The organism is Paenibacillus sp. ALJ109b, from assembly GCF_010747435.1.
Lineage (GTDB): Bacteria > Bacillota > Bacilli > Paenibacillales > Paenibacillaceae > Paenibacillus > Paenibacillus taichungensis.
Genome location: NZ_JAAIFP010000028.1, coordinates 54,564 through 66,469 on the forward strand (window position 1 = coordinate 54,564; position 11,906 = coordinate 66,469).

At 46.6% G+C, this 11,906-nt stretch carries 12 protein-coding genes; 6 read left to right on the top strand and 6 right to left on the bottom strand.

Features of this window, described 5'->3' with window-relative positions; genetic code table 11:
- Positions 1-63 precede the first annotated feature (63 nt).
- From G3352_RS24365 to G3352_RS24380, 4 genes are all read right to left on the bottom strand, one after another.
- Complete coding sequence (locus G3352_RS24365) at positions 64-603, bottom strand: GNAT family N-acetyltransferase (RefSeq protein WP_163760828.1); 540 nt, start codon at positions 601-603, stop codon at positions 64-66.
- Between the two features lie 66 nt (positions 604-669).
- Positions 670-1,008, bottom strand: coding sequence for a L,D-transpeptidase (locus G3352_RS24370; RefSeq protein ID WP_076289569.1), 339 nt, complete (start codon positions 1,006-1,008; stop codon positions 670-672).
- A gap of 56 nt (positions 1,009-1,064) precedes the next feature.
- A complete protein-coding gene (gene rsgA, locus G3352_RS24375; protein WP_240343205.1) occupies positions 1,065-2,156 on the bottom strand; it encodes a ribosome small subunit-dependent GTPase A in 1,092 nt (363 codons plus the stop codon).
- Positions 2,157-2,637: 481 nt separating this feature from the next.
- Positions 2,638-3,231, bottom strand: a complete 594-nt coding sequence (locus G3352_RS24380; protein WP_163760973.1) for a DUF2087 domain-containing protein — start codon at positions 3,229-3,231, stop codon at positions 2,638-2,640.
- Positions 3,232-3,406: 175 nt separating this feature from the next.
- Between G3352_RS24380 and G3352_RS24385 the strand changes: the two genes are divergently transcribed.
- From G3352_RS24385 to G3352_RS24395, 3 genes are all read left to right on the top strand, one after another.
- Positions 3,407-4,405 carry a YpdA family putative bacillithiol disulfide reductase gene (locus tag G3352_RS24385; protein ID WP_163760830.1) on the top strand — a complete coding sequence of 333 codons (999 nt, stop codon included), beginning with the start codon at positions 3,407-3,409 and terminating at the stop codon, positions 4,403-4,405.
- 5 nt (positions 4,406-4,410) lie between these two features.
- Positions 4,411-4,854 carry a DUF441 domain-containing protein gene (locus G3352_RS24390; protein ID WP_076289566.1) on the top strand — a complete coding sequence of 148 codons (444 nt, stop codon included), beginning with the start codon at positions 4,411-4,413 and terminating at the stop codon, positions 4,852-4,854.
- A 185-nt stretch (positions 4,855-5,039) separates the two neighbouring features.
- Positions 5,040-5,555, top strand: coding sequence for a hypothetical protein (locus G3352_RS24395; protein ID WP_063566333.1), 516 nt, complete (start codon positions 5,040-5,042; stop codon positions 5,553-5,555).
- Between the two features lie 125 nt (positions 5,556-5,680).
- On the opposite strand, the gene G3352_RS24400 is transcribed toward G3352_RS24395, so the two are convergent.
- Together G3352_RS24400 and G3352_RS24405 are read right to left on the bottom strand one after the other, a co-directional pair.
- Positions 5,681-6,130, bottom strand: a complete 450-nt coding sequence (locus G3352_RS24400; protein WP_163760832.1) for an NUDIX domain-containing protein — start codon at positions 6,128-6,130, stop codon at positions 5,681-5,683.
- Between the two features lie 71 nt (positions 6,131-6,201).
- Complete coding sequence (locus G3352_RS24405; RefSeq protein WP_024630313.1) at positions 6,202-6,498, bottom strand: HesB/YadR/YfhF family protein; 297 nt, start codon at positions 6,496-6,498, stop codon at positions 6,202-6,204.
- Between the two features lie 531 nt (positions 6,499-7,029).
- Here G3352_RS24405 and G3352_RS24410 point away from each other — a divergent pair.
- The 3 genes from G3352_RS24410 (at position 7,030) to G3352_RS24420 (ending at position 11,891) form a co-directional block, all read left to right on the top strand.
- Positions 7,030-8,775, top strand: a complete 1,746-nt coding sequence (locus tag G3352_RS24410; RefSeq protein WP_076289564.1) for an ABC transporter ATP-binding protein — start codon at positions 7,030-7,032, stop codon at positions 8,773-8,775.
- Positions 8,776-8,787: 12 nt separating this feature from the next.
- Positions 8,788-10,878, top strand: a complete 2,091-nt coding sequence (locus G3352_RS24415; RefSeq protein ID WP_163760834.1) for an ABC transporter ATP-binding protein — start codon at positions 8,788-8,790, stop codon at positions 10,876-10,878.
- Positions 10,879-11,207: 329 nt separating this feature from the next.
- Positions 11,208-11,891, top strand: coding sequence for a TetR/AcrR family transcriptional regulator (locus G3352_RS24420; protein WP_163760836.1), 684 nt, complete (start codon positions 11,208-11,210; stop codon positions 11,889-11,891).
- Positions 11,892-11,906: the final 15 nt, after the last annotated feature.

Here is an 11,906-nt window from a genome sequence, read left to right on the forward strand (position 1 = left end):
CTTTCATCCTCTGACGGGAAAATGCTCCTCAATGCCCAACACATAATCTAAATTTGCATTTATTTAACTACCGGGAATCGTCTTTTCTCCAAAAAGAGTCAAGTCCTCCCAACCATAAGCAACCTCTAACAGATCTTGACCGCCAATCCTGATTTGCTGTGTTTGGACAGGGATTCCGCCCATTTTTTCATAGAAACGACAGGCTGAATTTTGCTCCAGTGCCCAGATCAGCAAGTTCCTCATGTCCAGGGAATGGAGATAACGAACGACGTGTTTCGCCAGCTGCTTGCCAATACCCGTTTGTTGCACTTCTTTCAGCAAATAAATAGCATACAACTCAGCATCGTAAGGCAATTTGCCTTCACGTTCCTTTCCACCGCAGGCGAATCCGACAATTTTCCCATCTTCCTGCTCAGCCACCACCAGAATCTGATCCTTTTCGCCAGAACGGATATTTCGTTCCCATTGGGACAACCTTGATTCCGTAGTCAGATTGTCCAAAAAATCATCCGGCACGATCCCTCGATATGTCGTCTTCCAACTCTCTGTATGTACATGGGCTACGGCTTCTGCATCCCCTTCACGCGCTGGTCTGATTCGCATGTTATTACTCCCTTTCTCTCGGCCAAGCCGTGACTTTACAATCCCCTTCATCAGATAAATCCGGCCCTAGGGCCGGATCGTTACTTGTGTGCCGACTGACACTTTGGAAGACAGGTCCAGCACATCCGAGTTATACATGCGTATGCATCCATGAGAAACGGACTTGCCAATGGATGAAGGATCATTGGTTCCATGAATCCCATAATGCGGCGCCGACAACCCCATCCAAAGAACACCAAATGGTCCTCCAGGGTTCTCTTGTTTGTTAATAATCGTAAACACGCCGTTAGGCGTCTGTGTGAGCACCTTGCCTATAGCGACAGGATAGCCCTTAACCACCTGTGAGCCATCCAAAAGATATAACATATGATCCGACAGGTCTACGATGATGCTGTAATCTGGCATGATGACATCCCTCCTGACTTATCCTATGCAGGATATAGAGGGATGCCCACCTGGTCTCAGGCCTCTTCCCAGTCTTTTGTACTGCGGACATGTTTCGGTTTGCGGGAATTGACGGGTTTGCTTGAAGCGGTCCGTCGTTTGGATGCGGCCTCTTCCTTACGCTGCTGAAATTTCAGTTCCTTTTGCATTTTCAAGTAGTTGCCCAGCCTTTTTTCATCCAACGAACCTTCCTGAATAGCCTCCTTCACGGCGCAACCGGCTTCCCGGGTATGCGTGCAATCCTGAAACCTGCATTCCGTTGCAAACTGCTCAATTTCACCAAAGGCATGTGACAAACCATCCTGACCTTCATCCCACAGATTGAGTTCACGCATTCCTGGCGTGTCAATTAATACCGCTCCCTGCGGCAGTACAAATATTTCCCGATGAGTGGTCGTATGTCGTCCACGGCTGTCGTCCTCACGAACGGCCTGCGTGAGCTGTACACTCTCGCCCATCATCCAGTTGACCAGGGTAGACTTGCCACTACCGGAAGAACCCGTCAAGGCGACCGTTGTGCCTGGAGACAGAAATTTTTCAAGTAAAGATTTGCCCTGGTCCTGAACAGCCGATATTGCCAACACTTCAATCCCGGGAGCAATGCCTTCCACCAGCGAAATTTGTTCTTCCACATTCTCGCTCAGATCACTTTTGCTTAGAATGATGACAGGTCTCACTCCACCATTCCAGGCCATCATAATGTATCTTTCGAGCCGTCTCAGATTAAAATCATGATTAAGAGCGGCAACAATCAGCAATGTATCCACATTCGCCGCAATCAATTGTTCTTTGGTCACTGGACCGGCGGCTTGTCTGGATACCCTGCTCTGACGTGGCACAATGCTGTGAATGATGGCTTCTTCTCCAGCTTGCCCTGTAACAGCCACCCAATCCCCAACGGCTGGTACAATGCCAGTCTCTTCATTATCATGACGCATCCGTCCCGATATCCGCCCCCAGCACTCTCCCTCAGCCGTAATCAGGCGAAGCAATTGCCCATGATCCGCAATAATTCTTGCTGGTTTTCTTAATTGTTCTTCCATACCCGTCTGCTGCCACAACTCCTGCCACTTTGCAGACCAGCCGTATTTCTCCATCGTGTTATTCAAAATAAAAATTCCTCCCGATAAATGGTGTGTTATTCATTGACATTGACAACAATCAACAATGAACGCTCCGGTCCGGCATCAAAACCAAATAAACCACGAGCAGCACTGCACCCGCGGCAATAAGAAGTTAGCCGAATGAAAGATTGTTCTTATGGCATTCATATCAGACGCATCATTACGCAAATCCGATACTCTTTACCTAGAAACAACCCATTTTCGGCATACAAAAAGCCACGGGGTACGTCACCCGTGGCTTCATCTGTGCATGTTATTCTGTGTTACGTACATATGGACAATATTGCCAACAATACTGCCCAACTGCCGTAAAATTTACATGCATTGATCCGTTCCGGAGACGCTGTTCATATTCAAATTAACGTATACTGCCATTAGATTTGTCATTTAACATCGCCTCCCTTGTAGAATTATCCATCATGTTACACAGCTGCAACCGCTTTTGTCAAGCTTAATTATTTTTCAATTATTTCACTTGATCCCATCTTGTCCACATTTCCTTCGGATTCAGTTCATAGATCCCATCTTCCCGGTACATGAACTGGTGCATGATAAACTCCCGACGAATAGTGGCAAAATCCTCATGATAGTTTTGAATGAATGCATTGATCTCTTTCTCCGTATATTTCCGTCCGAATTCCAGCTGCTCTACCAAATGACCCAGTACAATCAGCTTTTTCTTATATTGAGCCGGGATCTGACGCAATCGTCCATCCTTCGAGAAGAAATTCCGCATTACAGATGCCTTCAGCGTCTCATTCACATCACTCATATCGGCAACCTCCTCTTGTCTAAAAATAAAATCAACTGAAGCCTGCGCGTGCTCCCGGATAAAATAGGGATTGAGCGAGAAAAACACCGTATTTTTCTCTCTGCGTTCCTTGATTAGCGCTGCTTCTCTTAGCTTGGATGCATGATGTGTAACGGTTGGCTGAGACAAGTTAAGCTTCTCGGCAAGCGCTTGACCATGCAATTCTCCCTGGGATAACAGCAGCAGTATCCGAAGTCGGGTCGGATCAGCCAGGGCTTTATGGTAAGCCACAATCTTCTCCAGTTGCATTTCGTTCAACTCACTTTCGTTAGATGATCATCTAATTTGATACTAATCTTTTTTGTTTCCCAAGTCAATTCCCTATGATCAAGATCATTTCTTCACGTCCGTATCCTTCTTGAACTGGCATTGAACCCATATTTACGGTAGGATTATATTGCTTGAAATAAGGAGGATTAAGAACATGGAAGATGTCATTATTATCGGCGGAGGCCCATGCGGTCTATCTGCTGCCATTGAATGCGAGCGGCTGGGACTGTCCGCTGTAATTGTTGAGAAGTACAATATCGTCCAATCTATTTATCTGTATCCAACCCATATGCAGTTTTTCAGTACAGCGGAATTACTTGAGATCGGGAATGTTCCGTTCAGCACACCGAACGACAAACCTTTTCGTTACGAGGCACTCGCCTATTATCGCAAGGTAGCCGAACATTTCGGCCTGCGTGTTCATAACTATGAGGAAGCCCAAGAAATCAAACGCAAAGACGATGGCACGTTCGAGGTACATACGGTCAATCGGCGTGGGCAGACAATCGTTCATGAAGGACGAAATGTCGTTGTTGCTACAGGTTATTTTGACCACCCTAACTATCTTGGCATTCCCGGAGAAGACAAAGATAAAGTCAGTCATTATTTCCGTGAAGCTCATCCTTACACACGCACACGTGTCGCCATTATTGGAGGCAGTAACTCAGCTGTCGATGCTGCGATGGAACTGGTTCGTGTCGGCGCACATATTGACATGGTTTATCGTGGGAGCGGTGTTTCGGAACACATTAAACCATGGGTTCGTCCATTGTTCGAAAGCATGGTGCAAAAAGGCAAAATCTCACTTCACCTTGGCTCACGTGTAAATGAAATTTTGGACGATTCCATTCGTTTGCTCCATTCTGATGGCTCCACAAGTGAACTCGACAATGATTTTGTGCTAGCCTTGACGGGTTTCCGTCCTGACCGCAAACTGCTTTCTTCCGTAGGTGTGGAGATGTCTGCGGATATGGATAAACCCGTATATGACCCACAGACAATGGAGAGCAGTGTACCAGGCATATACGTTGGTGGAGTAATCGCTTCAGGCCGCAATGCCAATGAAGTGTTTATTGAATCCGGGCGCTGGCATGGAAGATATATTGCAGAACATATTGTAGGTCGTCATCGCGGGCAGACCGAAGGGGAATGAAATCGATGGATATGACCTCACTGCTGTTGCTCGTGTTTGCCGCGCTAGGTATTATCAGCAGTAATACACCCGTAACCGTAGCCATGGTATTTCTGTTGTTGCTGCGGGTACTGAACCTTAATCAGGCTTTTCCGTGGCTGGAAAAGTATGGACTTACGATCGGTATCATCGTCCTGACCATTGGTGTTATGGCACCTCTCGCCAGTGGCAAAATCAGTTTGCAGACGATCGGAGAGTCTTTTCTGCACTGGAAATCGCTGCTCGCCATCGGTGTAGGATTACTTGTCGCCCATCTGGGAGGACGAGGAGCTACGCTGATGAGTACACAGCCTACCGTCGTTGCCGGGCTGCTTATTGGTACGGTGCTTGGGGTTGCCTTGTTCAAAGGTGTACCGGTTGGTCCCCTGATTGCAGCAGGAATTTTATCCTTACTGCTCGGAAAATCATGATCAAAGTTGGGACTTGACATCCTTCTGCGGACTGGCTGTTTTTCCCACCGTTGTATGATATACTTCTATTCATGCAATTCAAGCACCCAAGTCCATAGCAGAGAAATCAATTTGATGATCCATCATACAAAAGAAAATTGATTCACCTCGCAACTATTAATGGCCGCAGGAGGATTCAGGAACCCATGTCACGTCAGTTTGTTACAGAAGCCGTGATGGTGGCAATTTACGGTCAATTACTCGCGCCGCCGGCGCCTGTTGAATATATTGTTCCTTACACCACCATCCTGGAGTTATATGAATTTCAGACCAGCCCTGACCCTTTGATGGATAATCCGGCGGATGACCAGCATGTGAAATCCAAGATTAATGAAATGATTTCTTATTTTGAAGAACCGTTGAATAAGAAAAAAATAGAGCGCGCCCTGGCTGTTCCCTGGGCCAAAAGTCCATCCATTTTGTTTGGTGACCAGGTCTCCATCGCCATTATTAATGCGGTTGATACCGCACAATATGGTGAATATTTTGATCCCATTGAGACCGAGCTCCTTCTCACTTCACAGCGCCTGGATACCCCCATACTTACCGATCAGGTCGAATTGATCGCACGTATTATTGAATCGGCATCTCCCGTGCAGGTCTTCGATATTGACGATTTTGATTTTGCGATGGATGATGAAGAACCGCTTGATCAAGTCTAGGTATGACAGGAGCCTGCTGGTTAACGAGAGTGATCATCGTACTCATGGACATCGGTCTATAAAATACTGATTGCCGCAATAAAGAAGACGCCTTCCCGTCAGGAAAGGCGTCTTCTTTGTTCGGTTTATTCAATTCCGGAAGACCTGAGCAGCAAGCGACTAAGATCATTCAGCCTGGGCAATGATTTGAGATCAAAAAACTTCAGCCCAGCCTCGCTATTTACTCGTGATTCTACGAGCGAATCCTGAACAATTTTTGCCCTGAACATGGCAATGACAAAATATTCTTCATCCCCACTGGCATGCAAATGTCTCAGATTCGGACCGGAATGCAAACCTTCAAGTATCATATGATTGGTGGTCCACCCCGTCTCTTCCCACAGTTCCCTGTGCGCGGTGTCCTCAATGGCTTCTCCCGGGCGCATCTGTCCCGCAGGAATACGCCAATGTCCGTGTTCAGCATGCTGGATCAGCAATAATTCACCTTGTTCATTCTCGGCCCGAACCGCCGCCTTAACAACAATATGAGAGCGATTCGCGATATACTGGGCCAAATCTCGGGCTGGCGGATTCATGTGGTATCTCCTCCTGTTCGAAAATCGGTGCGACCGGTGATGAGCCATTCTATATACGCAGAGATATTACGTTAAATCTCGGTGTAGCGATATTCGATATCCTGTCCTTCTTCAACAACATCTACATGAAGTTGATGACCTTTCAGATACCAGTAATCATGATCTTCCATAAAAAATTGGATACCCGATACCTTCGTTTGATCAGCAGGATGTCTCGGTTCCTCCACGGCGATTCCGAGGGAGAAGCCAGGATGAAGACCTCCGCCGGAGCTATAACGGGCGAAGAATCGAATGCTGTCTCCTTCGTTCAAATTCAGTTCTTCCTTATACCAGCGAGCAGCGCGGTCAGATACATGTATGGTACTCATTTGGTGTCAGCTCCTTCTCTATATATATGTTCCATCATATCGCTACAATGGCCTGATTACAAACCTCAACCACCCTAAATACGCAAAAAAAGTTCATTTACTTGTCATAATTCCATCACATTGCGTTGCATCTTCTGTTTTGGAAAAACGTTTGACAGATTGTAAAAGTCGGTGTTAAGATGCAAACATACGAGATCCACATGCAATTTATTACCAAAAAAGAAAGGGTGGTTACGGTGTTTAACAATGACGATCTACATCAATTCAGCATACAACTAAATACCGGAGCACCCATGAAATCGTTATTCCGTTCATAAGACCGCATCACAGAAGCCTCTACTCAGGTTTGCTGTTTTGTACTCTCACAATCGAACTTTATCTACGGTGGTGGCTCTGCTCTCGGAGCCATGCTGCCGTATGAATGATACCCAAGACATACCGCCTGCGTGCGGTATGTCTTTTTTTGTGGGCTCAAATGGCTAAACATGAACGGAACATGCATTTCACGAACTTGAAAGGAAGGGATACCACTTGTTCTCTGTACTTAAAAATCTGGCCTGGTTTTTCCGGCTGGAACGCAAACGATACCTCATTGGTGTCACCTTGCTTATTATGGTGGGCATCATTGAACTGCTGCCACCTCGTCTTCTGGGCAATGCCATTGACGAGATTGTACGCGGTTCCATCACCGGCGCCTCACTCACACGTTACATTTTACTTATTCTAGGATCGGTCATCATTATCTATTTGACAACGTACATATGGATGCACAAACTGTTTGGCGGTGCCAATCTGGTTGAACGCTTGCTGCGGTCACGCTTTATGGACCATTTGCTGCGAATGACCCCGCCCTTTTTTGAGAAAAACAGAACCGGCGATCTGATGGCGCGTGCCACAAATGATCTTCGTTCCATTGCTACCACAGCAGGCTTCGGCATGCTGACGTTAACCGACTCTACTGCTTTTCTGGCAACCGTATTATTCGCCATGGGTTTTCTGGTTAGCTGGAAACTGACCCTGGCCGCAATTCTGCCTCTGCCTTTTATCGCTATCGCCATGATGATCTATGGTAAAGCCGTCCATCAACGATACACACTGGCACAGGATGCATTCGGGGATATGAACGATCAGGTGCTTGAGTCTATTGCCGGCATTCGAGTCGTGCGTGCCTATGTTCAGGAACGTCTGGATGAGAAAAGGTTCGCTGATGTCACTGAAGATGTGTACCGCAAAAATCTGGCCGTTGCCAAGATGGATGCACTGTTTGAACCTACCATCCGGTTATGTGTCGGACTCAGTTATGTGATTGCACTTGCCTATGGCATTTATCTTGTTTTTCATAATGAAATTACCCTAGGGGATCTCGTATCGTTCAATATGTACCTGGGGATGATGATCTGGCCAATGTTTGCGATTGGCGAATTGATTAACCTGATGCAGCGTGGTAGTGCCTCACTCGATCGTGTTAACGAGACGCTATCTGTAGAACCTGCCGTGAAAGATGTTGAGCAGCCTGCTCATATTACGAATCCGGAAGAAATCGCCATGCAGGATGTTACCTTCCGTTATCCTAGTTCTACTGTAGACAATCTCAGTCATGTCAGCTTTTCACTTCGCCGCGGGCAGACACTGGGTATCGTGGGACGTACAGGTAGCGGCAAGTCCACCCTGCTCAAACAATTGCTTCATGAATACCCGGCCGGATCGGGTAAATTAAGCATCTCCGGTCATCCGATTCAGGATATCGCCAAAGATGACCTGCACAGCTGGATTGGATATGTTCCACAGGAACAGGTGTTGTTCTCCAAATCAGTCCGTCAGAACATTCAATTCGGTAAGCCAGGTGCTGATGATAATGTAATTATGGAAGCGATTCGCACCGCAGCCTTTGACGGAGATCTGGGCACTTTATCCGATGGTCTGGACACACTCGTTGGTGAAAAAGGAATTGCGCTGTCCGGTGGACAGAAACAGCGTGTATCGCTGGCGCGTGCCTTTATCGCCGATCCAGACATTTTGATTTTGGATGATGCTTTATCCGCCGTCGATGCAAGAACCGAAGCTAAAATTATCGAAAATATACGCAACAAACGCTCGGGCAAAACTACGCTGATTTCGACTCACCGCCTGTCCGCTATTGAACACGCAGACCGAATCATCGTACTGGAGCACGGGAAAATAACGGAAGAAGGAACCCATCAGGAACTGCTTGCTATGAACGGCTGGTACCGTGAACAGTATGAACGGCAGCAGGTGGAGTCTAATTTGTCCACGTAGGAGGTCAACGCTTTGAAGTCTAATACAGGCAAACGGCTGCTTCAATACGCCCTAAAAGCCAAAGGTACGTTTATTGCCGCTTTAATTATGCTTACGATTGGAGTTGCGGCTGAACTTGCCGGCCCTTTCATCGCCAAGTCCATGATCGACAATCATTTGCTCGCCATTGAGCAACCTTTCTATGAGACTACAGCTTCAAGCGAAGCGGCGGTCTACAATGGAAAGAACTACAAACGTGAAGGCCGGTTTGAACCGGAAGAAACGAAAGGTACCGAGGTACGCGTACTGCAAGCCGGTAGAAGTTTTTATTTTGTAAATGAACCCGTTAGTGCCCCCGATGGGGATCGAACATACGCGAACGGAACACTGACGGTTACACGCGCAGGCGAAGTGACGGGTCAATATGCGGCGGTGCCTTTATCCGCTGGTGAACTCTTTGCCTTTTACAAACCGGAAATGCCAAGCATCTATCAGCTGATTGTGTATTACATGATCTTCCTTGTCATCTCAGTCATTATGGAGTTTGGTAAAACATACTGGCTGCAATCATCTGCCAACAAAGTCATCCAAAGACTTCGTAACGATGTGTATGCACACATCCAGCGATTGCCCGTACATTTTTTCGACAATCTACCTGCAGGGAAAGTAGTCTCTCGGGTCACCAACGATACTGAAGCTGTCAAGGATCTGTTCGTTGCAGTTCTGTCGAACTTTTTCTCTGGCATCATTACGATTACTGGAGTGTACGTTGCGCTCTTCCTGCTGGATTTCCGCCTCGGATTGATCTCTCTGTTCGTTGTGCCGATGCTGGTTCTGTGGATTGTGCTTTATCGTAAAATCGCTACTCGGTACAACACGATCATTCGTTCACGTCTGAGTGAAATTAATGCGATTATTAACGAGTCCATTCAGGGGATGTCCATTATCCGGGTATTCCGTCATCAGAAACAGACCAAGCAGGAATTCGAGGATCTGAATGATGATTATATGAAACACCAGAACAAAATGCTCAACCTGAACGCTTTCACCTCACACAATCTGGTTAACGTCCTGCGGAATATGGCTTTTGCGGTCGTCCTGTGGTACTTCGGATCTAGTGTGCTGGACGGCACAAGTATCATCTCGCTGGGTGTACTGTATGCATTCGTTGACGTTCTCGGACGTTTGTTCCAGCCAATTACAGGTATGGTCAACCAACTCGCGAACCTGGACTCCTCTATGGTATCCGCCGGACGTGTATTTGAACTGATGGATGAGAAAGGTGAACCGGTAACCGATGGCTCGATGCCGAGGTACAAAGGAAATGTCGTGTTTGACGATGTATCGTTTGCCTATAAAAAAGATTATGTGCTGAACAACATCTCGTTCAAAGCCTCACAAGGTCAAACGGTCGCCCTGGTGGGCCATACCGGTTCCGGTAAAAGCTCGATCATCAACTTGCTGTTCCGGTTCTATGATCCACAGAAAGGCAAGATCACGATTGACGGTCAGAACGTGAAGGATCTGCCTAAACAGTGGATTCGCAAACATATGGGCATTGTACTGCAAGATCCGTACCTGTTCACGGGTACCGTTGCTTCCAATGTCAGTCTCGGGGATGAGCAGATTACTCGTGCACAGATTGAACAGGCGCTGCGCGATGTAGGTGCTGAGCGAATTCTCGCCCATCTACCGCAAGGATTCGACGAGCCGGTTATCGAAAAAGGAAGCACATTATCTGCCGGACAACGGCAATTGATCTCCTTTGCTCGTGCACTGGCATTCGATCCAGCCATTCTGATTCTGGATGAAGCTACGGCGAATATTGATACCGAAACGGAAGCATTAATTCAAAATGCGCTCGAAGTCCTCAAAAAAGGACGGACCACTTTCATCATCGCCCACCGTCTGTCCACCATTCGTTCAGCAGACCAGATTTTGGTTCTGCATCGCGGACGGATCGTTGAACAAGGTGCTCATGATGAATTGATGGAACTTAAAGGTCGCTATTATCAGATGTATCAGCTACAGCAAGGTGCTCAAGCAGCACCGGATACGAATGGGAACAACCCAATAGGCGAGGCCATTCGAACCACTTCCTCCTTTGCTGGGGGCGGCGTGTAAGTAAAACGGGAATAAATGTAATTATATTTCAACAACCAACCGATATGCCCGCGGACCTCTTGGTCTGTAGGCATATCGGTTTTATTTTGTCCATGACCCAAATCCGAAAGAAGGTTGGTTGCTCTATCTACTTTATTCTGGTCCCCACTTCACTTTTCTCCGCTCTTATTTATCTTTTCTTGATCCTACCTTTACTCAATTAACTCAGATTTGATCGATATAAACTTCCTTCGTGTATCACTTATTCCGATTTCCTCTTATTGACAATGGAAACATCTCTCTGTATTATACATACCAACGGTCGGTATCTAAAATATAAGGAGGTTATTATGTCCAGAAACAAGCACCCTGAACAGACGGTACAGCAGATTCTGAACGTCGCTGCGCAGTTGTTCACAGATAAAGGATTTGAAAAGACGAGTATCCAGGACATCATTGTTGCCCTAGGCATGTCCAAGGGAGCTGTGTATCATCACTTTAGATCCAAAGAGGAAATACTGGACGCGGTCATGGAACAACAGTTCAACTATTCCGCTCAAATGCTGGATCAATTAGTTACAAATACAACGACTACACCAGCACGAGAGAAGTTAGTTCAGATTTTGGAGTATGTCGTCTCTGATCAACAGGCCCATTCTCTGGATCACGTACTTCGAACCCAGATCAAAAATCCAGTATTCATTGTACGAGGGATTCAACAGGCTGTGCGGATTGATGCCCCGGTGATTGCAGCGATTTTGCGTGAAGGCATTACAGATGGATCTATTCATACCGAAGATCCCGAAGCTTGTGCAGAAGTATTCATGATGCTGGTCAATATATGGATTAATCCAACACTGTTCGGCCGCAATTCGAGCGAAACAAAGCAACGTCTTTATTTTTTACAGCGGTTGATGAACATGCTTGGTGCCGATATTGTGAGTGAATCACTAATTGAACGTATTCTAGACCAACATGCTGCGATGGATGCTTATCCTATTCTGGATGAAGATGTTGACAGAAATGAGGGATAACCATTTTGAAACCTA

Excerpts from the sequence above, each read along its gene's own strand:
- G3352_RS24370 (WP_076289569.1), bottom strand. The coding sequence starts at position 1,008 with ATGCCAGATTACAGCATCATCGTAGACCTGTCGGATCATATGTTATAT.
- G3352_RS24390 (WP_076289566.1), top strand. The coding sequence starts at position 4,411 with ATGGATATGACCTCACTGCTGTTGCTCGTGTTTGCCGCGCTAGGTATT.
- G3352_RS24420 (WP_163760836.1), top strand. The coding sequence starts at position 11,208 with ATGTCCAGAAACAAGCACCCTGAACAGACGGTACAGCAGATTCTGAAC.
- G3352_RS24365 (WP_163760828.1), bottom strand. The coding sequence starts at position 603 with ATGCGAATCAGACCAGCGCGTGAAGGGGATGCAGAAGCCGTAGCCCAT.
- G3352_RS24405 (WP_024630313.1), bottom strand. The coding sequence starts at position 6,498 with ATGAGTACCATACATGTATCTGACCGCGCTGCTCGCTGGTATAAGGAA.
- G3352_RS24395 (WP_063566333.1), top strand. The coding sequence starts at position 5,040 with ATGTCACGTCAGTTTGTTACAGAAGCCGTGATGGTGGCAATTTACGGT.
- G3352_RS24380 (WP_163760973.1), bottom strand. The coding sequence starts at position 3,231 with ATGCAACTGGAGAAGATTGTGGCTTACCATAAAGCCCTGGCTGATCCG.
- G3352_RS24400 (WP_163760832.1), bottom strand. The coding sequence starts at position 6,130 with ATGAATCCGCCAGCCCGAGATTTGGCCCAGTATATCGCGAATCGCTCT.
- G3352_RS24385 (WP_163760830.1), top strand. The coding sequence starts at position 3,407 with ATGGAAGATGTCATTATTATCGGCGGAGGCCCATGCGGTCTATCTGCT.